We start from the raw sequence: 23190 nt of genomic DNA on the forward strand, positions 1-23190 counted from the left end.
GCCCAGGCCCCTGCCGCGCCCGAGGCCGCCCCGGCCCCGGCCCCGGCCAAGGCCCCCGAGCCGGAGCTGCCCGCGCCCAAGAAGGTGCCCAGGCAGCAGAGCATCTAGCGGGGAGCGCCTGGTCGGTCCTGAGCAGCCTGTTGCGTTGTTCTTGCGACTGCAAGAGTCGTCAGTGTCGGTAGACTGTTAAAATACCGGCGCGTCGCTGTCGCGCATGTCGAAGGTGTTGCCCGCGAGGCCCTTCCAGTCGCCCAGGAGCAGGCGCATGAGCCCCATGGCCGACTCCTCGGGCATGATCAGGCGTCCGCGCTCCTTCCAGGGCCGGAAGAGGGCGCGCAGGGCCTCGGCCCCGCCGCCTGCGGCGTTGCGGGCCTGGTGCTGCATGCGCGTGTCCACGAGCCCCGGACGGTAGACGAAGCAGGTGAGCCACGGAGCCTCGGCGGCCAGTTGTCGGCAGAGGTGCTCCTCGGCGGCCTTTGCCGCGCAGTAGAGACCCATGCCCGGCTGCACCACCGACGCCGCCCCCGACCCCACGAACACCGCCAGACCGGAGCCCGCCTTGCGCAGCACGGGCACACAGTGCCTGGCCAGGATCCAGCCGGCCTTCACGTTGGAGGAGAACACCTCGTCGAAGCCCCCGCAATCCATCTCCCAGACATGGGGGCCGGGGTTCAGCACGCCCGCGCAGTGCACGAAGCCCACGAAATCGCCCAGGGACTGGGCCGCCTCCAGCAGAGCCCGCGCCGTGGTGGCCTTGGAGGCGTCGCCGGGCACGGCAATCGTCTGGGCCCCCACCATGTCGCAGGCGTGCCAGGCGTCCTCCAGGTCTTCCGCTCCGCGCGCGTTGAGCACCAGGCGCGAGCCCAGCACGGCCAGGGCCTCGGCCAGCGCCCTTCCCACGCCCATGGAGGCCCCGGTGATGATGAGCGTCTTGTCCTTGAGCAGCATGACTCCTCCCTGCGGCGGTCCGGGAGCCTGCGCGCCCGGCGTCCTGCGTGAACACTATCGCGGAATGATGACAAAACCGTGTCCGCTGTCAAGGCGGGCTCCCCTCCGGCCCCGGCCGCTCTCCCCGCGTGGCCGCTGCGCGCGTCGGCCGCGCGTTTGATGCGTCGGCAGCCTGAGGTCGGCCCCAAAGGGAGAGAGGCTACTGGCTCCTGATGGCGTGCGCCAGACAGCGTGACCACTTGAGGGCCGCCGGGCTCCCCCGCGGATGGACGGGATCGGCGAAGTCGTCGTCGGAGAGGGGGCAATCGGCCTTCATGTCGACGACGGCGCAGCCTGGGAGCGCGCGGATCTGCCGGAAGTGTGCGGGTTTGAGCGCCTGGTAGAGGTCGTTGTAGGGGCTGTTCGTCTCGTGCCATCGCGGGAGGGGAAGATCCACGACGAGAAACCGCCCGCCGTGGGCGGTGACGCGTTCCGCCAAGGCGTGCAGGCGTTCGAAACCTGGACGCATGTCCCCTTCGAGCCCGTAGGAGGAGACCAGCGACTGGGCGAACGCGGGCCACTTCTCCAAGGGAAGCTGGCTGGTGTCCGCGCCGACGAGCCTTGGAGGACGCACGGCCTTGCCCGATGCAAGAGAGTGGATCGTGCCCGGGATGTCGTCCAGGGCGACATGCCGCTTGTAGATGTCCCGGAGCGCGAGGAAGGGCTTGAGGGAGAGCAGGCAGAGCCGGGAAAGCGCTTCCGGAAAGACCGAGACGAGCCTGTCTCCGATCGTCAGGTAAAGAGAGGACCGCTTCATGTGGCTCTCGAACGTGTTCATCCCCTGGTCGCACTTCGAGGCGCTGAACATTCCGAACCATGCGCCGACGACGATGGTCGTCCGCGGCCACATGGCCTGAGGCGTCGCCTCCTCGATGAGCCGAACCGCTGTCTCGACGGCGCAGATGCCGGCCCCCCCCAGCGAGAAGTTGACCACGTCCGCTCCGCCCAACAAGGCCGAGAGTTCCGCCGACCGAAAGCCCTCGCGCGTGTTGGATGCGCCCAGAATGATGTAGCGCTCGGAGACGTGGTTCGTCAGGGGATATCTTTGGTAGACGATGTAGTCGGGGTCGTCAGCCATGTTGTCGAGGAACTTTGGTTCTTCGAACACGGCAAGACACACGGCGGCTGCTAGATTGATCGCCGCTGCAAGCAGGACGACAGTGAGAGTGATTCCGAATGCTTGTTTCATTTTATGGGCCGTCTGCCTGCTCCAGGCTGGCAAGAACTGTCCTCTGTGCGTCCGGTGGAGTGCGGTGGTGTTGTTGCAACTTGATCAAGCATCAATACGGGTTGGCCTAGAAGCGTTCATACACGAACGGGATGCTGGTTTTGTCCAGAACGGCCAGCGCCAGAGTGATCGCGAAAAGCATGGAAGCCGTGAACAGGTAATGAACAGAGGCGTTCCGCGTGAAGACGGCCTGCATGGCCCCGGACAGCCTGTCGTACAGAATGCGTAACGGTTCGAAGAGGCAGAAGACGCCCGTCAGGATTCCGAAAGTGATTGGAAGAAGGAGGAATGCGGCGGAACCGCTGAGCGGGATGCCTTGTCGAGCGCCGGGAACCCAGATGCAGGCCAGCGAGAGGACGAAGTAGGCCAGCGTGACGGAACGGGCAAGGATTCTGTACGCGGCCTTGTCGGCCAGCTGGTTGTATCGCTTCTTGCCCAGTCTGTTCTGGAGGGTAACCTGGTAGAACTTGTTGCTGGCCACACCCAACCCCAGGAAAAGGCCGTAGACGAGAAACGTAAAGGTCGTTCCGTGCCAAATGCCCATGATGAAGAACGTGATGAAGAAACCGGCCGTCGTGATGTATTGCATCGCGGTCTTGCCGGAGGCTCTGGCGGCGAACGCCTTGACGAACTGGTTGAAGACGTAGGTCTTGAACCATTCGGAAAGAGTGATGTGCCAGCGTGACCAGAAATCGAGGAGGTTCTTCGACTCTAGGGGAGAATGGAAGTTTTCCGGGAGCCTGTATCCCGCAAGCAGGCCGAATCCGATGACGATGTGCATGTACCCCGAGAAGTTGGCGTACATGTAGACGAAATAGGCCAATGCCGCGATCGCCGCAGAGGTTATCGCATCCGTTGGAAGATGCGGCTGGTCCAGAATCTTGCCGAGTTGCCCGGCGTAATGCGTGTGAAGCGCGTCGGCATAATAGGAGACGATGCCTACCAGGAAAAAACCGAGGAGTATCCTGTCAATAGCCTTCAGTGAAGACGTAGTATCCGTTGGGGTGGCAGGTGGTGCTGTTTCGGCGGCAGCGTATTCGTCGTAGCGCTGTATCGGACCTGAAATGAAGCACAAAAAGAATGTGTTGTAGTTAAAATACGACAGCGGTCCTGGGAGACGCATGGCGCCCTGGTGGACGTCGATGACGATGTGCAGTGTCCTGAACAGGATGTACGACAAGCCTATTGTGGCGTAATGCTCCGAGAGGTGCGGCAGCCCGTCGAGCAGGGTGTATTTCCTGAGCCAGGCGAAACCGACGATGAGCAGCGACAGCATACCCCAAAAAAGCAGGGTGCTGCGCCATCGCGATATGGCGCAGCACGCAAGATAGCCGACCGAGAGGAAGGCCAGGAGCGGCAGGGCCGGGGCAAGCCCGCCCGTTTGGCTCAATAGGAACGCGCCGTTGAAGCCGGTCAGGGCCAGGGCGAACGGACGCTTTCCCCGGGCGACTCCGGCGAGCAAGGCGAAGGCGAGGCAGAAGGCGACAAACGAAAGCGATTCGATTTTCATCGTCCGTCAGCTACGCTCCACCAGCAGGTCGATCATGCGGCCCACGTTGGCCAGGCTTCCTACTTCGGCGGCGTTGAGCCTGACATTGAACGCCTTCTCCACCGCAACGACCAGCGTGATGTGCATGACGGAGTCCCAGTCGTCGATATCCTTCGCGGTGGTCTCGTCCGTGAGGACGATGTCGTCGTCTTCGAAGACCGTCCTGAAGACATGGGTCAGCTGTTCGTGAACAAGGGCTCTCTTGTCGGTCATGTTCGACTCCTGTCGGGGTTGAGATCAATACGGAGCGATTTCGGCGATGTGATGCTCCAGGAGGGCATTGTCCGAAGCCGTGTCGAACTGCCAGATTTCGCAGTGCTCATCGCCGCCGGTTCTGGCGTATCCGAGCTTCTCGTAAAGCCGTGAGACGAGGGCGTTCTTTTTGGTGGGGATGTACTTCCCGACCAGGTATCGGCCGTTGCGCTCCCTGACCAGCCGCACCATGGCGTTGTGGGTGAAGGCCTCCATGCCGCGCGAGAGCACGCGGCAGCTCATGACCCATGTGTCCACATGGAAGGTGTCCGGACCGGCCTGCTTGAGGATGAAGACGGCGATCAGGCCGTTGTCCCCGAACTTGTCCCGGAGTTTGAGGAAGCGGATCGTCACGTCCGGGGTGCGGGCCATCTCGACGATCTGGGCCTCCGAGTAGCGGGTGGTGGTCAAGTGGAACTGGTTGCTCTTGTTGATGAGCTGGGCGACCCGGGGCAAATGGAGGGCATCGAGTTCGCTGCAGCACGCCTCCATGGAGAGGCTCTTCAGGAAGTCGGAGATGTTGTTGTGGCTGGCCTGGAGGTTCTTGCGCAGGGCATTTTCCCTGTACATGGTCCCCCTTGCGGTGTCTTCCTGGGAGAAGGCGACGGTCTCGAACAGGCGCCACTGGTCCAGGGCCCGCACGTAGAGCGCCGGGTCCTCCGGCATGGGGACCACCTCGACCTGGGGAAGCATGCTGCTGACCAGTTCGCGTTCCGCAGGGTTGTCGTCCACGAACACGAACGAGTCCAGGCCCAGTTCCAGCACATTGGCGATGTGCCGGATGTTGCCGGCCTTGTCGTTCCAGTTGGCGACGAAAACGGCGATGTCCTCAAGCTTGAGCTGCATGTCCGGGTGCGACAGGAAGGGCTGTTTGGCGATGTCCTCTTCGTTCTTGCTGCAGACGGCGAGCACCACTCCGCGCTGTTTCAGGGCCAGGACGTAGCGCTGGAAGTCCACGAAGGCTTCGCCGTCGGCTCCGTTGCCCAGGCGGATGCCCTCCATGCCGTCGTCACCGATCACGCCGCCCCAGAGGGTGTTGTCGAGGTCCAGGACGAGGCATTTCTTGGCCTTGCCTTTGATGCCCTGCACGATGCTTGCGGCCTGGAACGCCACCGTCCCGATGGCGTCCAGCGAGAACGCGTGCTTGGAATGATACCAGAAGCGCTCGTCGAACCAGTGGCGTTTGCCGAAATGGGCGGAGAGGTGGTCCAGGTCGAGCAGGCCCACGCCGGGACGCAACTTGTCCGCCAGGGCGAGGTTGAAGCGCCGCAGGAAGTTCACCCGGCCCCAGTCGACGCAGCCCTCGAAATTGCCGAACACGCGCTCCGAGGGGATGTCCGCGTTGTTCTGGAGGATGTAGGCTGCGGAGTTCTCGTGGATCGCGCTCCAGAGGGTCGCGAAGCGTCCCGTGGCCTCCTCGGCCGCGCGGCAGGCCTCCTTGCAGCCGCAGGGCGCATGGGGGATGTCGCGGTGGCCCGTGAGAATCCAGACGATGTCGGGCTTGAACCGGTAGAGGTCGCTCTCCGGGTCGAGCAGGGTCTGGTCCAGGGTGTTGAAGGTGGCCAGGTGGAGTTGCGCGCTGAACCCCGCGCGGGCCAGCCAGAAGCGGAAAACTTCGGCGAGGTGGTCGATGGTGCTCGTGCCGACGAGCGCGATGCGGATCGGCTCCAGGTCGGGCAGTGCCGGGGAAAGCGCGTGGAACAGCTTCGTGTAGCGATGCTGCCTTGAGAAGTCGTCGTCCGGTAGGCTGACGCGCTTGAGAAGGCTCCACGCCGGGCCGGTTTCGCCCTGCCTGGTCAGGTTCTTGATCTCCTTGAGCGTGTCCTCGGGTCGGGTTGTCATGGCATTCTCCGGGCGCTCAGACGGTCGGCCAGGAGCTGAAACTCCGGCGCATGGTCGTCGAATGCGCCCTCCATCTGGCTGGCCATCAGCTTGTTGATCAGTTTCTGGAAGGTCGCGATGTCGTCCATCGCGAAACCGTTGTCCTGGAGGTAGGCCAGATACCAGAGGCTCGTGTCCGGATCAACAAAGACGCTGTCCTTGATGTCCCGGAAAAGGCGCTTTTTGTGCTGGTAGGCCTCGTCGGAGTCCATGGTCCGGTGCGCCCAGGAGTTGCCCATGCCCGTGAGGCCGTGCACGTCCTGTTCGCGATGGACCTGCGTGTTCTCCAGGTAGTAGAATTCCTTGAGGGTGTAGAAATCCAGGCCGGTTTCCCCGATGAATCGCGCGTTATCCTCGATGGTGTCGGCGGTTTCGCCGGGAAAGCCCAGGACGAAGGCCCCCAGCGTGGTGACGCCCGCGTTCTTCAGCGCGGCGATCCCTTTGGCGTAGGCGTCCTTGGTGGCCTTCTTGTTCATGCACCCGAGAACCCCGTCGTTGGCGGACTCCACCCCGAGGTAGACGCCCCGGCAGCCGGAATCGCGCATCATCGAGGCGGTGTCGCTATCCACGAACTGTGCGCGCAGGAAGGAATACCACTCGAAATCAAAGCGCTGGAAGCCTTGCAGCATTTCCTTGAAGCGTCGGGGCGAAGCGTTGAACGTGTCGTCGATGAAGACGAGGCGGCGCACGCCCGGGATGCGCAAGGCGGAGGCCACATGCTCCAGAACCCTCTCCACGGACATGGCATGGTAGCCCCTGGCCGTCTCGGGGTAGGAGCAGAAGGCGCAGTGGTAGGGGCAACCGGAGGAGGTGCGCAGTTGCAAGGTGTGGCGCACGAAGGGCAGGTCCAGACGATCCCACGTGTCCGGCATGTCGTCCAGGACGGGGGGGTGCCAGACGCGTCCGGTCTCCTGCACCTGGCCGGAGGCCGGGTCTGTCCAGAGCAGGTTGTTCACGGCGGGGTATCCGGTTCCGGCCTTGCGGGCCAGCAGGAGATCCCGGAGATCCTGCTCGGAATTGAAGCCGTGCAGCGCGAAGGCCACGCCGAGTTTGCGCATGGCGCGCGTCAGGAATCCGGGCCCCTGGGCGGTCATCCTGTCGTTGACGAACGCCCCCCCCAGGACGAACTCCGCAGCGGGAACCCGCGCCCGGATGGCTTTGACCAGTCGGCTCGTCTCCGCGAAGGACAGGTGGAAGGTGCTGGAGATGCCCACCAGCGGCCGGGGTCCCGCGCGGTCGCAGGCCTGCTCGAAGAGGTCCCATTCCGCGTCGATGTTGTTGATGACGCGGGCCCGCAACCCGTACTGCGAGAGGTAATTGGCAAGGTGGAGGCCGCTGTAGCCGGGCAGGTTCCAGATGCTCAGCAGGTCGCGCCGCTGGGCCGCAGTGGCATCGCTCCAGAACAGTCCCTTCTCCAGGCGGTTGAGCACGTCCAGATGGGAGCGGAACCCGCCTTCCATGCGCAGCATGCGCGGATAGACCAGCTTCTCGAAGAGCGGGAGCCGATCCAGCGGGAGCCGGGAGTACTCGTCGTAGTTCACCACCTCGGATTGCGAGATGAGGACGATGTCAAAGGTGTTCATGAAGGTTCTAGCCGGTCAGCCCGACTTGCGCCTTGCCCTTGGCGAGCGTTTCCCCGGACGAGGCGTTGGTGGCCTCGATGCGGAGCACGACGCACCGGGCGGCGTCGGAAACCTGATCCACCACGGCGCTGACCACGACGGTGTCGCCCACGAAGGCCGGGGCGGCGAAGCGCAGGCTCAACGACTGGAGCAAGGCGTTGGTCCCGGGGAGGCCCATGCCGACGATGCGCGAAGCCAGCGCGGCCAGCAGGACGCCGTGCGCGACGCGCCCGGGAAAACCGCGCGAACGGGCGAAAGCCGCATCCATGTGCAGAGGGCTTCGATCCCCCGACACCTCCGCGAACAGGTCGACCAGTTCCGGGGTCAGGTGGACCCTGGTCCAACAGGCGCTCTCGGGCTCAAGCTCGGAAAGAGTCCACTGGGCGGGCTTGTCGGGGCATTCCATCCTGAAAGTCGTCACAGGTGTTCGCTCCACTGCTGAATTGAGGCGAAAAGGCCAGGACGGAAACATCCGGCACGTTGCGCAATGTGAAGGGACGCCAAACTGCATGGAGTCTGCAGGGGCATTCCGGACGCTGATCGGGCTTGCAGCGGGAGGATCGGAGGCGATCCATGCCGGTTTTTCAGAATACATTCATATGCTTTGAGTTGCAAGGTCCGATTGGCTGTCGGGCTAGACGTCTTCAGGGTGTTCGGGCCGTACGCCGGGCGTCATCGCTTCGGCAGGAGAGTTCCCCTGAGCGGCAGAGGAATGTGGCGGTTGGATGCCGGGCGCGCGATCGGCGGGAAGCGGCGAAGACCGAATTGTGCATGCGCGGGGGGGGAGAGGCAGGGGGCGTCGGCGCAGCGGCTGGAGGGTCCATGTGGAGCACGGGGACGCGCAGGCTGGTTCCTTGCAGCATCCCGTCCTTAACCGGTTCCGGCGCCCACGGCATCGGGGTCGCCACGCAAAAGGGGGGCTTTCGCCCCCCTCAGTGTGATGCCAAACCCCGAGGACAGGGCTTGCCAAAGCCGCCCTGCTCCATGCTGCGCTGCGCGCAGGGCTGCTGACAAAGCCGCAAAGCCGACTTTGTCAGCAGCCTCGGGGGGCTTTCGCCCCCTTCGTACAGTGCTGTTGCGGCCGGTGGTCGCCTAGCGGCGGCCCCGGTCGCGGCCGCCGCGGTCGCCGCCCCTGCGGTCGCCGCCCCTGCTGTCACGGTCGCCGCGCGGGCGGGAGGGGGCCGCGAAGTCGTTGAGGTCGATGGTCTCGCCCTGTTCCTCCAGGAGCACGGCCTTGCGCGAGAGGCGCACGCGGCCGTTGGGCTCCACGGCGATCACCTTCACTTCCAGGTCCTGGCCCATGGCCACGGCGTCGGTGACGTTCTCCACACGGCCGATGTCCAGCTGGGAGACGTGCACCAGGCCTTCCAGGCCGGGCAGGATCTCCACCACAGCGCCGCAGTCGATGATCTTCTTCACCTTGCCCTGGTAGTTGCGTCCCACGTCGGCCTTCTGGTCGTAGAAGAGCACCATTTCCTTGGCGCGCTCCATGGACTCCTGGGTGGGGGCGAAGATGGAGATCTTGCCCGAGTCGTCGATGTCGATGGAGGCGCCGGTGGAGGCGGTGATGGCCTTGATCACCTTGCCGCCGGGTCCGATCACTTCGCGGATCTTCTCGGGGTTGATCTCCACCACGGTGAGCTGCGGCGCGTAGGGCGAGAGTTCGGTGCGCGGCGCGGCCAGGGTCTCGTTCATCCTGCCCAGGATGTGCAGGCGCGATTCGCGGGCCTGTTCCAGGGCCTTGCGCATCACGTTCTGGGGGATGCCGGTGATCTTGATGTCCATCTGGATGCCGGTGACGCCCTCGGCGGTGCCGGCAACCTTGAAGTCCATGTCGCCCATGGCGTCCTCGTCACCGAGGATGTCCGTGAGCACGATGAACTGGTCGTCTTCCTTGATGAGGCCCATGGCCACGCCGGCCACGGGGGCCTTGATGGGCACGCCCGCGTCCATGAGGGCCAGGGAGCCGCCGCACACCGTGGCCATGGAGGAGGAGCCGTTGGACTCCATCACCTCGGAGATGATGCGCAGGGTGAAGGGGAACTCGCCGGGCGCGGGGAGCACCGGGGCGATGGAGCGCTCGGCCAGAAGGCCGTGGCCGATCTCGCGGCGCGAGGGGCCGCGCAGGGGCTTCACCTCGCCCACGCAGTAGGGCGGGAAGTTGTAGTGGAGCATGAAGCGCTTGGAGGACTCGCCCGCCAGGGTCTCGATGCGCTGCTCGTCGCCGGTGGAGCCCAGGGTGGCCACGCAGAGGGCCTTGGTCTCGCCGCGGGCGAAGAGGCAGGAACCGTGGGTGCGCGGCAGCATGCCCACCTCGATCTCGATGGGGCGCACGGTCTTGGTGTCGCGGGTGTCGATGCGCACGCCGGTATCCTTGATGCGCTGGCGCATGAACTTCTTTTCCATGCCTTCGAGCATCTCGGCGGCCTTGCCGGCCAGGGCGGGCTCGTCGGGGAAGGCGGCCTTCGCGGCCTCCACCACCTTGGAGCGCAGGGCCTTGCGGGCGGCGCGGCGCTCCATCTTGTCGACGATGGAGAGCGCGGCCTCCAGGCCTCCCTGGGCGGCCTGGGCCACCACGGCCTTGAGGGCCTCGTTCTCCACGGGGGGGGTGAAGACCATCTTGGCCTTGCCGGCCTTCTCGCGCAGTTCCTCCTGCATGTCGATGAGCGGCAGGATCTGTTGATGGCCCCATTCCAGGGCCTCGGCGATGAGCTCCTCGGAGACGAAGTTGCCCCCGCCCTCAACCATCACCACGGCGTCGCGGGAGGCGGCGATGAAGATGTTCAGGTCGGTCTGGTCGGCGCTGATCTGGTAGGGCGGGTTGAGCACGAACTGCCCGTCGATGCGTCCGATGCGTCCGGCGGCGATGGGCCCCATGAAGGGCACGCTGGAGATGTGCAGCGCGGCCGAAGCGCCGTTCACGGCCAGGACGTCGGGATCGTTGATGCCGTCGGCGGAGAGCACGGTGGCGATGATCTGCACCTCATCGCGGAAGCCCTTGGGGAAGAGCGGGCGGTGGGGGCGGTCGATGAGCCGGGCCACGGTGACCTCGCGCTCGGAGGGGCGGCCCACCTCGCGGCGGAAGTAGGAGCCGGGGATGCGTCCGGCGGCGTAGAGTTTTTCCTGGTATTCGACGGTGAGCGGGAAGAAGCCCTTGTCGAATTCCAGGGACTGGGAGCACACGGTGACGAGCACCACGGTGCCGCCGCACTGCACCCACACGGAGCCGTCGGCCTGGTTGGCCATGCGGCCGGTTTCCATCATGATGGGATTGGAGCTGACGGTGCGTTCGAGCCTGATGGCTTTGTCGAGAAGACCCATAGAATGACCTCGTAGTAGGAGTTTTCGGGGGGGCCTTCCCGGAACGTGATGTGCGCGCCGGGGGCCGGGAACCGGGGCTCCCGGGCCCTGGCGCGCGAACGACGTTCGGGGTCGGCCTGCATCAGTCGGTTGCCGGGGCGTCTCGCAGGAAGCCTCGGCAGGCAGGTGGTTTCGCCCTCCGGGACCCCGTGGCAGGCCGCGCGGCCCGTGGGGGATGGAGGAATCCGGCCGGCCCGGGAGGTCCGGGCCGACCGGGGAGCAGCGCTATTTGCGGATGCCCAGGCGCGCGATGAGCGTGCGGTAGCGGTTGACGTCCTTGTTCTTCAGGTAATTGAGCAGCTTGCGGCGCTGGCCAACCAGCTTCAGCAGGCCCGTGCGGGAGTGGTAGTCCTTGGCGTGGGCCTTGAAATGGTCGGTCAGGTACGTGATGCGGCTGGTCAGCAGGGCCACCTGCACCTCGGGAGAGCCGGTGTCTCCCTCGTGGGTCTTGTACTCCTCGATCACCTTGAGCTTGTCGTCAGCGTTCATGACCACAGCGGTATCCTCCGTTTGTCTCGTTGGGGGGGCACGATTGCCGTGGGCCTCACGCGGGGTTGAGTCCGCGCAGGATGGCCCAGCGCCTCGCGCCATCCAGGTCCTGGGGTTCGGCCAGGGCCACCGGCAGGCCGTCCGGGGTCACGAGCACCGCCCGCGTCTCCGGTCCGGGCAGATCCTCCAGGGGCAGCCGCTTGCCGTCTCGCACCGCGCGGGTCTGGGCTTGCGAGAGCGCCAGGCGGGGCCAGTGGGGCAGGGCCTTCTCCAGGGGGATCAGCCGTTCGGCCAACCGGTCCGGGTTGTCCACGAGGTCGTCCAGGGAGACGGCCTCGGGGAGCCCGAAGGGATGGCTGGTCTCCCGGGTGAGTTCGGTCAGGTGAGCCCCGCAACCCAGTCGCGTCCCCAGGCTGTGGACCAGGGAGCGTACGTAGGCGCCGGGACTCACTTTCACCCGGAAATGGATCAGCGGAAGCTCCACTTGGAGCGCTTCCGCCTCGAAAACTTGCACCGGCTTGACCACCTCCGGCACGTCCCGCCCCTCCCGGGCCAGCTTGTAGAGGCGCTGGCCGTCCACCTTCACGGCGGAGTAGGGCGGAATCTCCTGGGTGGTCTTCTCCGTCCAGGCCCGCACGGCGTCCCGGGCGGCCTCGGGGGAGACGTGCTCCCAGGGGGCCTCGGCCGTGACGCGGCCCTCGGCGTCGAAGGTGTCGGTGGTCTGGCCCAGGCGCAGATGCCCGGTGTAGACCTTGAAACCCTCGGTGAGGTAGCCCGCCAGCTTGGTGGCCTCGCCCAGGCAGACCACAAGAACGCCGGTGGCCATGGGGTCCAGGGTTCCGGCGTGGCCGATCTTCTTCTGGCCCAGGCGGCGCTTGATCACTTCAAGGCAGCGCGCCGACGTGGGGCCCTTGGGCTTGTCCAGCACCAGCACGCCGTGCTGCTGGGGGGGACGCGGGGAGGAAGGCGAATCGGTCACGATGCAGGAAGTCCTGGTGCGAAAGGCATGTCGCAGTTTAGGCCCTTAGCAGTTCGCCCAGGGCGGCGACCACGCGGGGTTCGATCTCTTCGATGCTTCCGGCCAGGGTGGCGCCCGCCGCGCCCTTGTGCCCGCCCCCGTCGAAGGCGGCGGCCACGGGCTGGATGTTCACCCCGGCCACGGAGCGCAGCGAGAGCTTGACCATCCCCTCGCCGTCCTCGCGCAGGGACAGGGCGACCCGGCAGCCTCGGATGCGCAGCACGAAGTTCGTGAGCCCGTCCGTATCGGCCGCCGTGGCTCCCAGCCTGGAAAGCTGATCGCTCGTAATGCGGATGACCCCCAGTTGTCCACCAAAAGAGAGCGAAAGACCCCCGAGAACTTCGCTCCAGAGCCGGAAACGCGCCAGACTCCACTGGTTCTCGATGCGCTCGTTGACGCCCGCCACGTCCAGGCCCAGGCGCGCCAGGCGCGCGGCAAGCTCCATGGAGCGCGGGCTCGCGTTCTCGAAGCGGAAATGCCCGGTGTCCGTGGCCACGCCCAGGTACACGGCCTGGCCCAGAGGGCCTGAAAGCTCCACGCCCAGGGCGTCGGCCAGGGCGGCCACCATCTCGCAGGTGGAGGAGCGGTCGGTCTCCACCCAGTTGACGCGGCCCCAGCGGGGGTTGTCGATGTGGTGGTCGATCACCAGGGTGGGGCGCTCGGCCATGGCCTGCTGGAGGGCCTTTCCGGCGCGGCGGTCGTCGCCGCAGTCCAGGGCCACGATCCAGTCGAAGCCGCCGGACGCCAGGTCGCGGGGCAGCTCGGTGTGCACGGGGCCGGGCATGGGCAGCCAGGCCAGGTGCTCAGGCAGGCCGGAGACGTTGTAGAGCACGGCCTCCTTGCCCAGGGCCTTGAGCAGGTGGCCCATGGCGGCCATGGCCCCGATGGCGTCGCCGTCGGGGCTGGCGTGGGAGGCCACAAGGAAGCGCGAGCCGGTGCGCAGGGCGTCGAGCACGTCACGCATGGGGCTGTCCGTAGACCATGGTTTCCAGGAACTCGTCGCGCGCGAAACGCAGTTCCGGCACGAACTTGGAGTTGAGCCCCTTGGCCAGGCGCGAGCGCATGAGCCCCCTGGCCTGGTAGAGCGCGGCCTCGGCAGCCTTGAAGCGCTCGGCGTCGCCGTGCATGGTGTAGTAGACGGTGGCCACGGTGAGGTCCGAGTTGAGGCGGACTCCGCTGATGGTCACGAGTTCCAGCCGGGGGTCGGCCAGCTCCATGGCCAGCAGGGAGGCCAGGTCGCGCATGATCTGGTCGGCCAGGCGCATGGAGCGCCGCGAAGGGCCTTCGGTGTTGCGGGGCATGATCGTATCCTTGCGGGCGAGGGGGCTTCGTGGAGGAAGCCTCCGGCGGCCAAAGGGCTTCACCCTTTGGAATCCCTTCTTATGTGTTGGGTCGGCGGCAGGCCGGTCCGTGGAGGAGCGAGGGGCTCATCATGGGCCGATCAACTCGATGTCGTCATAGATAAGTTCCGCCTCGTCGGCGGCAACCACCATGTTCAGGGCTTTCTGCAAAAGTCCCTGCGCGTGCCTGGCGTCGGGGCTCACGGTGACCACGCCCAGGGCCAGGGTGTCCAGCATGTCCTGGTGGGCGATCTCGCTCACGGCCACGTTGAACTTGTTGCGCAGCTTCATCTTGAGCCGCTGGGCCACGCTGCGTTTTCCCTTGAGCGAGTCGTTGCCGTGCAGGCGGAATTCCAGGGTGAGCACGCCGACGATCATGGGGGGCGGCCTCCGGGGCGGCAGGGGGGGGCGGCGGGAAAGCCGCCGGAGCGCCCTTGAGGGGGGCGCTCCGGCGGAGGGTTGTCCGCTAGTCCAGCGTATCTTTCTCTTCGACGGTCTCGAAGGCTTCGATCACGTCCCCGACCTTGATGTCGTTGAAGTTTTCGAGGCCCATGCCGCATTCGTAGCCCTTGGTTACTTCCTTCACGTCGTCCTTGAAGCGCTTCAGGCTGGCGAGCTTGCCGGTGTAGATGACCACCGAGTCGCGCAGCAGGCGGATCTGCGAGTTGCGCCCGATCTTGCCGTCGAGCACGCCGCAGCCTGCCACCATGCCTACCTTGGGCACGCTGAACACCTGGCGCACCTCGGCCTGGCCCAGGTAGTGCTCCTTGAGCACCGGGGCCAGCATGCCGGTCATGGCCGCCTTGATCTCGTCCACCAGCTTGTAGATGATGTCGTAGAAGCGCAGGTCCACGTTCTCGCGCTCGGCCAGTTCCTTGACCTTCACGCTCGGGCGGATGTTGAAGCCGATCACCACGGCACCGGACGCGGCGGCCAGGAGCACGTCGGACTCGGTGATGGCGCCGGTGCCCGCATGGATCATGCGAACCTTGACCTTCTCGCCGGAGAGCTTGCCCAGGGCCTCGGCGATGGCCTCCTGAGAGCCCTGCACGTCGGCCTTGAGCACCAGCTTGAGCTCCTGCGCCTCGGCTTCGCCGCGCGAGGCCAGGAAGGTCTCCAGGGTGAGCTTGGTGGCCTTGCCCAGTTCGCGTTCGCGCTGCTTGTGCATGCGGGTCTCGGCGATGCGGCGGGCGACCTTTTCGTCCTCCACGCAGCTGAACACCTCGCCCGCCTCGGGCACGCCCTCGAAGCCCTGCACCTCAACGGGCATGGCCGGTCCGGCGTGCTTGATCTTGCGGCCCTGGTCGTCGAACATGGCGCGCACGCGGCCCGAGAAGAGGCCGCAGACGAAGGCGTCGCCCTGGTTGAGCGTGCCCTCCTCGATGAGCACCGTGGCCACGGGGCCCCGGCCCTTGTCGAGCTTGGCCTCGATGATGTGGCCCTTGGCGCGCTTGTCCGGGTTGGCCTTGAGGTCGAGCACTTCGGCCTGGAGGAGGATCATCTCCAGAAGACCGTCGAGACCCGTGCGCTGCTTGGCCGAGACGTGGGCGTAGATGGTGTCGCCGCCCCAGTCTTCGCTGACGAGGCCGTGTTCGGAAAGCTCGCGCTTCACGCGGTCGGGCTCCGCGCCGGGCTTGTCCATCTTGTTCACGGCCACCACGATGGGCACGCCGGCCGCCTTGGAGTGGTTGATGGCCTCGCGGGTCTGGTCCATGACGCCGTCGTCGGCGGCCACGACAAGGACCACGATGTCCGTCACCTTGGCGCCGCGGGCGCGCATGGCGGTGAAGGCCTCGTGGCCGGGAGTGTCCAGGAAGACCACGTCGCCGCGCGGTGTGGCCACGTGGTACGCGCCGATGTGCTGGGTGATGCCGCCGGCCTCGCCCATGACCACGTTGGTGGAGCGGATGGCGTCCAGGAGCGAGGTCTTGCCGTGGTCCACGTGGCCCATGATGGTCACCACGGGGGGGCGGGGCTTGAGGGTCTCGGGGGCGTCCTGCTCCTCGGCGGTGAGGAACTGGTCCTCGTCGAAGCCGCTCTTTTCCACCTCGTAGCCGAACTCGGCCGCGATGAGCACGGCGGTCTCGTGGTCCAGCGACTGGTTGATGGTGGCGAACATGCCCATGGAGAGCAGCACCTTCATGAGGTCCTGGGCCTTGAGGTTCATCTGGCGCGCCATCTCGGAGACGCGGATGGCTTCCTCCATGCGGATCTTGCGCTTGACGGCCTTCTGCGGCTGGGCCTGGGCCTGGGCGGCCATGATCTGGGCCACCTGGTCGCCGCTCTTCTTCTTCTTGTGCTGCTTGCCGCCGCGACCGGTGCGGTCCTGGATTTCGCCAATGCGGCGCTTGCCTCCGCCGCGACGGTCGCCGTCGTCGGAGGGGGCCTGCGCGCCGAATTCCACGACGCGCTTGTCCTTGCGGCGTTTGCGGTCGTCGGAGTCGGGCGCCGGCGCGGGAGCGGGGCGGTCGAAGCCGCCGGGTCCGCCGGGGCGCGGTCCGCCGGGCCCGCTGGGGCGCGGTCCGCCGGGGCCGCTGGGACGCGGCCCGCCGGGTCCGCCGGGGCGCGGTCCGCCGGGTCCGCCGGGGCGATATCCACCGGGTCCGCCGGGGCGGTGTCCGGCGGGCTGGCTGGGGGCAGGGCGGGGCGCTTCGGGAGCGCGGGGCTCGGGCATGGAGATGATGCGCACCTGGGGTCCGATGGCCACTTCCCGCTTGGGCTTCTTGACGCGTTTTTCCGCTCCGGCTTCGGCGGCAGGGGCCTCCTCGGCGGGCTTGGCGTCCTCCGCGGCCTGGGGTTCAGCCTGGGGCTTGACGTCCTCGGGAGCCTGCGTGGCCTCGGGCGCCTGGGCTTCCGGGGCCTGGGGTTCGGCCTGGGCCTGAACCTGCGGGGCCTCGGGCTCGGCAGCGACGAACTCGTGCTCGTGCACCACGGGGAGTTCGGCCACGTCGGGCTTGGGCTCGGGCTCGGGCTGGGAGATGATCCTGGCCGGGGGCGTCTCGATCATCTTGCGCCGGGGCTTGGAGCGGGGGGCCTGCTCCGCTGCCTGGGCGGGGGCTTCCTTGGGAGCGCCCGGCGCGTCCTGGGGGGGCTCCTGGACGCTGGGCGCTGCCTGGGCCTGCGGTTCGCCGGCCGCCGGGGCATGGGATTCGGCCGCATGGCGGCGGCGGCGCACCACCACCCCGGGCTGGGACTGGCTCTGCACCACTTCGGACTTGGACAGGCCCTGGCTGATGCGCGAGCGCACCTGGGCGATCTGGTCGTCCTCCAGCGTGGCCATGTCGCTGGACACGCGGATGTCGAGTTCCCGCAAGGCCTGGTAGATGTCCTTGTTGCTGACCCTCAGCTCCTTGGCGAGGTCGCGGACCCTAAGCTTCGTCACGTTTGCCTTCCCCCTTGCCTTTCCTCGCGGCGGCGGCGCGTTTGGGGAACTTGGCCGTACAGGCCTCCCCCGCGCATCGGTAATAGCCCCTTCCGGGCAGGATCTGCGCCACGTCCGGCGTGAGATCGCCGTTCCAGATATGGCGCGTCAGTTCATGTTTCGGGAACCGGCGGCGGCAGACCATGCAGGTTCGCACCGGTCCCGCGTACGGTTCATTCCTTGGGTTCATCGGTCTCCGGGGCGACCTCGGCCAGAGCTTCGGGGGCTTCGTCCGGATTGACCTCTTCGCTCTCCTCGGGCTTGGGCGTCGGCAGGAGCAGCCGGATGGCGGCGCGCAGGTCCTGGCGCTTGGAGGGCGTCATGCCGCCGATGCGGTCGAGCTCCTCGTCGGTTGCCTCGGCGAGCATGGCCACGGTGTCGAAACCGGCGGCCAGGAAGTTCTCCATGTTCATTTCGGCCACGCTGGCCAGCTGCTCCATGCCCGCGCGCGCGGCGTTGAGTTCCGAGTAGCGCGAGTCGGTGAAGATATCGATCTTCCAGCCCAGGAGCTTGGCGGCCAGCTTCACGTTCTGGCCCTTGCGGCCGATGGCCAGGGTGAGCTGGTCGTCGGGCACCACCACCTCGAGGGTCTTCTCGTCCTCGTCCACCATGATGCGCGTGACGCGCGCGGGCGAGAGGGCGTTGGCCGCGAAGGTGGCGATTTCCGGGTGCCAGACCACGATGTCGATGCGCTCGCCGTGCAGCTCCTGCACGATGTTCTGGATGCGCGAGCCGCGCACGCCCACGCACGCGCCCACGGGATCCACGTCGCGGTCCTTGGAGGAGACGGCCACCTTGGCGCGCGAGCCCGGGTCGCGCGAGACGCCCAGGATGCGCACCGTGCCGTCGGAGACCTCGGGCACCTCACGTTTGAACAGGGCGGCCATGTAGTCCGGGTGGGTGCGCGAGATGATGATCTGGGGCCCGCGTCCGCTGGGCAGCACCTCGATGATGAAGGCCTGCACGCGGTCGCCGCGCTTGTAGCGCTCGCGGGGGATCTGCTCCTCCTTGGGGAGCATGGCCTCGGTGCGCCCGAGGTTGATGATCCAGCCGCCGCGGTCGCGCCGCTGCACGATGCCCGAGACGATCTCGCCCTTGCGGTCCTTGTATTCCTCGTAGATGATTTCCTGCTCGGCGTCGCGCATGCGCTGGATGATGACCTGCTTGGCCGACTGGGCCGCGATGCGCCCCAGATCCTCCACCTTGAGCTTGAAGCCGAGTTCGTCGTCCATCTGGACGTTGGGGTCAACAAGCCGGGCATCTTCCAGGTTGATTTCGGAGAGGGGGTCTTCCACCTCGTCCACCACGATCTTGAACTGGAACACCTCGATTTCGCCGGCCTCGTCGTTGTAGCTGACCTCGATGTCCATATGGTCGCCGAACTTGCGGGCGACCGAGGAACGCACGGCCTCTTCGAGGGTGTCAATGAGCAGGTCGCGGTCGATGCCGCGGTCCTTGCTGATCTGGTCGATGGCCTTGCGAAGCTCCATGCCCATGGAAGGTCCTCCGGATGCCGCTACGCCTTTTCGGCGGGGGCGGCTTTGTCTGCCTTGGAAGTCTTTCTGCCCTTGGCCTTGAGCTCTTCGGGCGTTTCAAAATGATGGACCAGCCTGGCTCGGGTCACGTCGCTCCAGGGGAAGCCCAGGGCCTTGCCCTCGCAGGTGAGCGCCAGCTCCCCGTCGCGGGCGGCGTCCAGCACGCCCCGGTAGCGCTTGCGCCCGTTCACGGGCAGGGTCAGGGTCACGTCGATCTCGCGGCCCTCGTAGGGGGCCAGCTGTCCGAAGGCGAAGAAGCGGCGCTCCAGCCCCGGAGAGGAAACCTCCAGGTGGTAGGCCCCGGGCAGCAGGTCTTCCACGTCCAGGGCCAGCCCTAACTGGCGGCTCACCTGGGCGCAGTGCTCCACGTCCACCCCTTCCGGGCCGTCGAGGAACACCCGCAGCGTGGGGCGTCCGTCTCCACCGACCATTTCCAGGCCCCAGAGCGAAAGCCCCAGGCTTTCCGCGAAGGGTTCTACAAGCTCGCGGATTCGCGTGAGTTTATTTTCTGTGTCTTGCGTCATAACAAAAAAAAAGTGGACCGAACCAATTGGCCCACCCCTGTAATCGCCCGGGCGAACCCGGACGTCATGAGGATTTTTTGGAGCGGGCGACGAGATTCGAACTCGCGACACCAAGCTTGGGAAGCTTGTACTCTACCAACTGAGCTACACCCGCTCGCAAAGTGCTTCATATTATGCGGATCGGGGTGCGTGTCAAGCCTTTTGCTCGCTGAGGATGAGAAATGCACGGTCTTGCACCCGGGGCGCGCCGTTTGTTATCGCATGGCATGCGAAAGCCGGAGAGCATCCCCGGGCAACGCCGGGAAGGTGTCCGCAGCGATCAGCGCACGTCCCGGCGCGAGGTGCCTGCCCTCGGCATTTCGGAGGCAAGCGCTTCGGAGGGCCGGGCCGGAAAGCTCCTGGAGCGGGGCTGGGCGCGCTGCGAGCGGGGCAACCGCATCGGGGCGCTGGACTGCTTCCAGGACGCGGCCCGCGCCCCGGACGCCGCCCCGGCCGAGAGGGCCGAGGCGCTCCACGCCCAGGGGGCGTTGCTCGACGCCCTGGGCATGGACGGGGAGGCCCTGGAGGCCTTCGAGGAGCTCGCCCGAGGCTTCGGGGATATTCGCGACGAAGGCATCGCCGCCCGGGTGGACGCCGCCCTGGGCGATTCGGTGGCGCTTCTGGCCGGTCAGGGGCGCGCGCAGGAGGCCCTGGCCCTCTCGGACAGGCTCCTGGAGCGCCTTGAGAGTTCCGGCAGGTCCGCAAAGGCGGCTGAAGTTGCCGTGGCGCTGTGCAACCGGGGAACGCTTCTTCTGAAGGTGGGCCGGGAGCGCGAGGCCGCACGTTGCTTCGGTCGCGCCGTGCGCAGCGCCGGACTTTCGCCGGATGCCTTGGGCCTCTTGCACGGCGCGCGCGCCCGCAACGCGCTGGGGTTCGTTCTGCTGGCCCGGGCCAAGCTCCGCTCGGCGGCGGGCCGGAGACGCCGGGGCCTGGAGGCTGCCCTGCGCCTGCTGGCCCAGGCCCTGCCCTTCCACGACGACCCGCCCACGGTGCAGGGCAACCAGGCCTATGTGCTCTTCCTGCTGGGCCGGGCCGGAGAGGCCGGGGAGCCCCTGGCCCAGGCCCTGCGCGCGGACGGGGAGAACGTCTACGCCGCCGAGGTCCTGGACGCCCGCGTCCACCCCGTCCCGGAGGACGCGGACTTCCTCCGGTTTCTCGCCGACGCCTGGCGCGCGGTGCACGGCACGGAGCCTCCGGCCGTCGCGGGCGTCGGGGAGGCCTCTCCCGCCTGAGCCGCGTCCTCTCCGTCTTTCCTGCTGGCACGCTTCCTGCTGTCCTCCGGGGCGAGGAGGAGCGCCGTCATGCAACAAAGCTCAATCAGCGCGCTGTTCGGAGCGCTCAGCAACGAAACCAGGATGGCCATGGTCGCCAACAATTTGGCGAACGTGAACACCGCCGGATACAAGGCCGACAGGGTTTCGTTCCAGGACGTGTTCCAGCGCATGGCCACCGACTACAGCCCCGACGCGCGAAACGACCTCCAGCAGAAGCAGCTCCTGCCCAAACCCCTCGTGGTGGCCAAGCCCAGGCTGGCCGAACAGACCGTGGACGCCACCCAGGGGGGGCTCAACGCCACGGGCAACCCCCTGGACATGGCCATCGCCGGGCCAGGGTTCTTCCGCGTGCAGACCCCGGAAGGCCAGTTCCTCACCCGCAACGGGCAGTTCTACCGCAACAACCAGGGCATGCTGGTCACCAACCAGGGCTACCCCGTCATGGGCCAGGCCGGGCCGGTGGCCATTCCCGAAGGGCAGACCGTCACCGTCACGGGCGACGGACAGATGACGGTGGACGGACAGATCGTGGGCTCCATCGACGTGGTGGACGTGCCCGACGTCAAGCAGCTCAAGAAATACGGCCAGAGCCTCTTCACCGGACCCAACAACTCCCAGCCCGTCACCCAGCCCGTGGACCGCTCCAAGACCACCGTCTACCAGGGCTACCTGGAGCAGGCCAACGTGAGCGTGGTGACGGAGATGGTGGCCATGATCGAGGTGCAGCGCTCCTTCGAGGCCTACACCAAGATCATCTCCAGCACTCAGGAAATGGACCAGCAGGCGTCGACCAAGGTCGGCGAGACCAGGTAGGGGGATACGGATCATGATGCGCTCACTGTACACAGGCACCACCGGCATGGTGGCCATGCAGCTCCAGATAGACACCATGGCCAACAACCTGGCCAACGTGAACACCCTGGGCTTCAAGAAAAGCCGCGCCGAGTTCGAGGACCTCATGTACCAGACCCTCGCCGTGGCCGGCACCCAGAACGAGGGCGGCTCGCGCCTGCCCACCGGACTCCAGGTGGGCATGGGCGTGCGCCCCACCACGGTGCACAAGTTCTTCACCCAGGGCGACTTCCAGAACACCGGCAACCAGCTCGACGTGGCCATCTCCGGCCAGGGCTTCTTCCGCCTCCAGGACGCGGCCGGCAACGACGTCTACACCCGCGCCGGGGCCTTCAAGCTCAACCAGGACGGAACGGTGGTCAACGCCAACGGCTACACGCTCCAGCCCGCCTTCACCGTGCCCCAGCAGGCCACCAACATCGTCATCACCGAGCGCGGCGTCATCAACGCCACCGACGGCCAGGGCAACGTGCTGGCCACCACCACCATCCCCCTCTACACCTTCATCAACCCCCCGGGCCTCACCGCCCTGGGCCGCAACGTCTATCAGATCTCGGAGGCCTCCGGCGCGGCCCAGGAGCTCACCCCCGGCGACCAGAACGCCGGAACCCTGGTCCAGGGATTCCTCGAGATGTCCAACGTGCAGATGGTGGACGAAATGGTGGGGCTCATCGTGGGCCAGCGCGCCTACGAGGCCAACTCCAAAACCATCTCAACGGCCGACGCCATGCTGCAGACCGCAGTGAACCTCAAACGCTGATCCGGAGGCACGCCATGAACGTCTCCATCCACACCCTGCGCCGCATCGGACCGGCCCTGGCCGCCCTCCTGGGGCTCGTCGCCCTGCTGGGCCTGTTCGCCTCCGCGAGCCTGGGGGCGAACAACTCCATGGACTGGAAGCTCAAGTTCCGTTCCGCCGTGGCCGTGACCGGCGAACGCGTGATGCTTGGCGACGTGGCCGAGCCCGTCGGCAGCATCGACCCCGAAATCTGGCGCATCCTGGCCGCCACGCCCCTGTGGCCCTTCCCGGGCCGCGAGGGGCAGATCACCCTGCCGCGCCAGAAGATCCTCGAGGATCTGGACCGCCTCTTCCCCGGCGCCCAGGCCAACTTCAGCGTGCCCGGCCAGCTGGTGCTGCGCAAGGGCGGCGGGAAACCCGTGGCGGAGAACGCCGTGGACCGGCTCATCGTCGACTATTTGACGGCGAACCTCACGGGGCAGGACGGCGAGATCGAGGTCAAGGACATCGCCCTGCCGGGCCAGCTCTTCATCGACGAGGAGCTGGAGAAGCTCACGGTGGAGTCCACGGGGACGCTCGTTCCCGGGCGGGTGAACCTGCGCCTCACGGTCAGCTCTCCCGAGGGCCGCGTCCTGCGCCAGCACGCCGTGAGCGCCCAGGTGAACCTCTGGCGGGTGGTGCCCGTGGCCTCCAGGCCGATCAACGTGAAAGAGGGGACCATCGGCCCCGAGAAGATCGCCTGGGAGCGGCGCAACCTGGCCCTGATGCGCGGAACCCCCTGGAACTTCCAGGAAGATCCGGCCCCCGTGCGCGCCCGCTATTCCCTCAACCCGGGCATGCCCCTCACCAGCGAGACGGTTGAGCTCATGCCCGCCATCCAGAAGGGCGACAAGGTCACCTGCCTCTGGAAGGGCCGGGCCATCTCGCTCTCCATGCCCGTGACCGCCCTGAGCGACGGAGCCAAGGGCGCGCAAATAACGGTACGAAACATGCAAAGCGGCAAGGAGCTGGCTGCCGTGGTCCAGGACGCCCAGACCGTCGTGGTCCGCTAGTCGGCAAGGAGTCGAGCCATGAAATTCC

At 66.7% G+C, this 23190-nt stretch carries 21 protein-coding genes and 1 tRNA gene; 4 read left to right on the top strand and 18 right to left on the bottom strand.

Translation table 11 applies throughout. The features are described from left to right. Nucleotides 1–186: 186 nt before the first annotated feature. The 18 genes from ACV4UX_RS04285 to ACV4UX_RS04370 form a co-directional block, all read right to left on the bottom strand. Nucleotides 187–948 (bottom strand): SDR family NAD(P)-dependent oxidoreductase, encoded by a 762-nt coding sequence (locus tag ACV4UX_RS04285; RefSeq protein ID WP_491592090.1) that lies wholly within the window; start codon nucleotides 946–948, stop codon nucleotides 187–189. Nucleotides 949–1147: 199 nt separating this feature from the next. Beyond that, complete coding sequence (locus ACV4UX_RS04290; protein ID WP_491592091.1) at nucleotides 1148–2176, bottom strand: hypothetical protein; 1029 nt, start codon at nucleotides 2174–2176, stop codon at nucleotides 1148–1150. Between the two features lie 106 nt (nucleotides 2177–2282). Next, on the bottom strand, nucleotides 2283–3725 hold the full coding sequence (locus tag ACV4UX_RS04295; protein WP_491592092.1) for an MBOAT family O-acyltransferase: 1443 nt from the start codon (nucleotides 3723–3725) through the stop codon (nucleotides 2283–2285). A 6-nt stretch (nucleotides 3726–3731) separates the two neighbouring features. Then, nucleotides 3732–3977 (bottom strand): acyl carrier protein, encoded by a 246-nt coding sequence (locus tag ACV4UX_RS04300; RefSeq protein WP_491592093.1) that lies wholly within the window; start codon nucleotides 3975–3977, stop codon nucleotides 3732–3734. A 24-nt stretch (nucleotides 3978–4001) separates the two neighbouring features. Next, the gene (locus ACV4UX_RS04305; RefSeq protein ID WP_491592094.1) at nucleotides 4002–5858 is read right to left on the bottom strand and encodes an HAD-IIIC family phosphatase; all 1857 of its coding nucleotides are present in this window, start codon (nucleotides 5856–5858) and stop codon (nucleotides 4002–4004) included. Continuing rightward, the gene (locus tag ACV4UX_RS04310; protein ID WP_491592095.1) at nucleotides 5855–7480 is read right to left on the bottom strand and encodes a radical SAM protein; all 1626 of its coding nucleotides are present in this window, start codon (nucleotides 7478–7480) and stop codon (nucleotides 5855–5857) included. Before ACV4UX_RS04310 ends, ACV4UX_RS04305 begins: the two co-directional genes overlap by 4 nt. Before the next feature lie 7 nt (nucleotides 7481–7487). Next, nucleotides 7488–7940: a MaoC/PaaZ C-terminal domain-containing protein gene (locus tag ACV4UX_RS04315; protein ID WP_491592096.1), complete on the bottom strand. Its 453-nt coding sequence runs from the start codon at nucleotides 7938–7940 to the stop codon at nucleotides 7488–7490. 671 nt (nucleotides 7941–8611) lie between these two features. Further along, a complete protein-coding gene (pnp, locus tag ACV4UX_RS04320; protein ID WP_491592097.1) occupies nucleotides 8612–10840 on the bottom strand; it encodes a polyribonucleotide nucleotidyltransferase in 2229 nt (742 codons plus the stop codon). 264 nt (nucleotides 10841–11104) lie between these two features. After that, a complete protein-coding gene (gene rpsO, locus ACV4UX_RS04325) occupies nucleotides 11105–11374 on the bottom strand; it encodes a 30S ribosomal protein S15 (RefSeq protein WP_173081032.1) in 270 nt (89 codons plus the stop codon). A 49-nt stretch (nucleotides 11375–11423) separates the two neighbouring features. Then, nucleotides 11424–12347, bottom strand: a complete 924-nt coding sequence (gene truB, locus ACV4UX_RS04330) for a tRNA pseudouridine(55) synthase TruB (protein WP_491592098.1) — start codon at nucleotides 12345–12347, stop codon at nucleotides 11424–11426. Nucleotides 12348–12384: 37 nt separating this feature from the next. Next, the gene (locus tag ACV4UX_RS04335) at nucleotides 12385–13350 is read right to left on the bottom strand and encodes a DHH family phosphoesterase (RefSeq protein ID WP_491592099.1); all 966 of its coding nucleotides are present in this window, start codon (nucleotides 13348–13350) and stop codon (nucleotides 12385–12387) included. Further along, nucleotides 13343–13687, bottom strand: a complete 345-nt coding sequence (rbfA, locus tag ACV4UX_RS04340) for a 30S ribosome-binding factor RbfA (RefSeq protein WP_491592100.1) — start codon at nucleotides 13685–13687, stop codon at nucleotides 13343–13345. The genes ACV4UX_RS04335 and rbfA overlap by 8 nt, the downstream gene beginning before the upstream one ends. A gap of 129 nt (nucleotides 13688–13816) precedes the next feature. Then, nucleotides 13817–14104, bottom strand: a complete 288-nt coding sequence (locus tag ACV4UX_RS04345) for a DUF503 domain-containing protein (protein WP_491592101.1) — start codon at nucleotides 14102–14104, stop codon at nucleotides 13817–13819. An 88-nt stretch (nucleotides 14105–14192) separates the two neighbouring features. Next, nucleotides 14193–17108 (bottom strand): translation initiation factor IF-2, encoded by a 2916-nt coding sequence (gene infB / locus ACV4UX_RS04350; protein WP_491592102.1) that lies wholly within the window; start codon nucleotides 17106–17108, stop codon nucleotides 14193–14195. Then, nucleotides 17095–17337, bottom strand: coding sequence for a YlxR family protein (locus ACV4UX_RS04355; RefSeq protein WP_173081011.1), 243 nt, complete (start codon nucleotides 17335–17337; stop codon nucleotides 17095–17097). The genes infB and ACV4UX_RS04355 overlap by 14 nt, the downstream gene beginning before the upstream one ends. Beyond that, nucleotides 17321–18643, bottom strand: a complete 1323-nt coding sequence (gene nusA / locus ACV4UX_RS04360) for a transcription termination factor NusA (RefSeq protein ID WP_491592103.1) — start codon at nucleotides 18641–18643, stop codon at nucleotides 17321–17323. The genes ACV4UX_RS04355 and nusA overlap by 17 nt, the downstream gene beginning before the upstream one ends. Before the next feature lie 20 nt (nucleotides 18644–18663). Next, nucleotides 18664–19206: a ribosome maturation factor RimP gene (gene rimP, locus ACV4UX_RS04365; protein ID WP_491592104.1), complete on the bottom strand. Its 543-nt coding sequence runs from the start codon at nucleotides 19204–19206 to the stop codon at nucleotides 18664–18666. Nucleotides 19207–19284: 78 nt separating this feature from the next. Continuing rightward, nucleotides 19285–19360: transfer RNA gene (locus ACV4UX_RS04370), tRNA-Gly, on the bottom strand. 112 nt (nucleotides 19361–19472) lie between these two features. Here ACV4UX_RS04370 and ACV4UX_RS04375 point away from each other — a divergent pair. The 4 genes from ACV4UX_RS04375 (at nucleotide 19473) to flgA (ending at nucleotide 23162) form a co-directional block, all read left to right on the top strand. Continuing rightward, nucleotides 19473–20477, top strand: coding sequence for a hypothetical protein (locus tag ACV4UX_RS04375; protein WP_491592105.1), 1005 nt, complete (start codon nucleotides 19473–19475; stop codon nucleotides 20475–20477). A gap of 69 nt (nucleotides 20478–20546) precedes the next feature. Further along, nucleotides 20547–21332, top strand: a complete 786-nt coding sequence (flgF, locus tag ACV4UX_RS04380; RefSeq protein WP_491592106.1) for a flagellar basal-body rod protein FlgF — start codon at nucleotides 20547–20549, stop codon at nucleotides 21330–21332. A gap of 13 nt (nucleotides 21333–21345) precedes the next feature. After that, nucleotides 21346–22131, top strand: coding sequence for a flagellar basal-body rod protein FlgG (flgG, locus tag ACV4UX_RS04385; protein WP_173080997.1), 786 nt, complete (start codon nucleotides 21346–21348; stop codon nucleotides 22129–22131). A 14-nt stretch (nucleotides 22132–22145) separates the two neighbouring features. After that, the gene (gene flgA, locus ACV4UX_RS04390) at nucleotides 22146–23162 is read left to right on the top strand and encodes a flagellar basal body P-ring formation chaperone FlgA (RefSeq protein WP_491592107.1); all 1017 of its coding nucleotides are present in this window, start codon (nucleotides 22146–22148) and stop codon (nucleotides 23160–23162) included. The last annotated feature ends 28 nt before the right edge of the window (nucleotides 23163–23190 follow it).

The sequence above is a fragment of the Fundidesulfovibrio sp. genome (assembly GCF_058402725.1).

What these genes read in the sequence shown, in the direction of transcription:
- ACV4UX_RS04300 (WP_491592093.1), bottom strand. Translation starts at nt 3,977, where the DNA reads ATGACCGACAAGAGAGCCCTTGTTCACGAACAGCTGACCCATGTCTTC.
- rimP (WP_491592104.1), bottom strand. Translation starts at nt 19,206, where the DNA reads ATGACGCAAGACACAGAAAATAAACTCACGCGAATCCGCGAGCTTGTA.
- ACV4UX_RS04290 (WP_491592091.1), bottom strand. Translation starts at nt 2,176, where the DNA reads ATGAAACAAGCATTCGGAATCACTCTCACTGTCGTCCTGCTTGCAGCG.
- flgG (WP_173080997.1), top strand. Translation starts at nt 21,346, where the DNA reads ATGATGCGCTCACTGTACACAGGCACCACCGGCATGGTGGCCATGCAG.
- ACV4UX_RS04285 (WP_491592090.1), bottom strand. Translation starts at nt 948, where the DNA reads ATGCTGCTCAAGGACAAGACGCTCATCATCACCGGGGCCTCCATGGGC.
- ACV4UX_RS04355 (WP_173081011.1), bottom strand. Translation starts at nt 17,337, where the DNA reads ATGAACCCAAGGAATGAACCGTACGCGGGACCGGTGCGAACCTGCATG.
- ACV4UX_RS04310 (WP_491592095.1), bottom strand. Translation starts at nt 7,480, where the DNA reads ATGAACACCTTTGACATCGTCCTCATCTCGCAATCCGAGGTGGTGAAC.
- ACV4UX_RS04305 (WP_491592094.1), bottom strand. Translation starts at nt 5,858, where the DNA reads ATGACAACCCGACCCGAGGACACGCTCAAGGAGATCAAGAACCTGACC.
- pnp (WP_491592097.1), bottom strand. Translation starts at nt 10,840, where the DNA reads ATGGGTCTTCTCGACAAAGCCATCAGGCTCGAACGCACCGTCAGCTCC.
- flgF (WP_491592106.1), top strand. Translation starts at nt 20,547, where the DNA reads ATGCAACAAAGCTCAATCAGCGCGCTGTTCGGAGCGCTCAGCAACGAA.
- ACV4UX_RS04295 (WP_491592092.1), bottom strand. Translation starts at nt 3,725, where the DNA reads ATGAAAATCGAATCGCTTTCGTTTGTCGCCTTCTGCCTCGCCTTCGCC.
- ACV4UX_RS04345 (WP_491592101.1), bottom strand. Translation starts at nt 14,104, where the DNA reads ATGATCGTCGGCGTGCTCACCCTGGAATTCCGCCTGCACGGCAACGAC.
- ACV4UX_RS04375 (WP_491592105.1), top strand. Translation starts at nt 19,473, where the DNA reads ATGCGAAAGCCGGAGAGCATCCCCGGGCAACGCCGGGAAGGTGTCCGC.
- ACV4UX_RS04335 (WP_491592099.1), bottom strand. Translation starts at nt 13,350, where the DNA reads ATGCGTGACGTGCTCGACGCCCTGCGCACCGGCTCGCGCTTCCTTGTG.
- nusA (WP_491592103.1), bottom strand. Translation starts at nt 18,643, where the DNA reads ATGGGCATGGAGCTTCGCAAGGCCATCGACCAGATCAGCAAGGACCGC.
- flgA (WP_491592107.1), top strand. Translation starts at nt 22,146, where the DNA reads ATGAACGTCTCCATCCACACCCTGCGCCGCATCGGACCGGCCCTGGCC.
- rbfA (WP_491592100.1), bottom strand. Translation starts at nt 13,687, where the DNA reads ATGCCCCGCAACACCGAAGGCCCTTCGCGGCGCTCCATGCGCCTGGCC.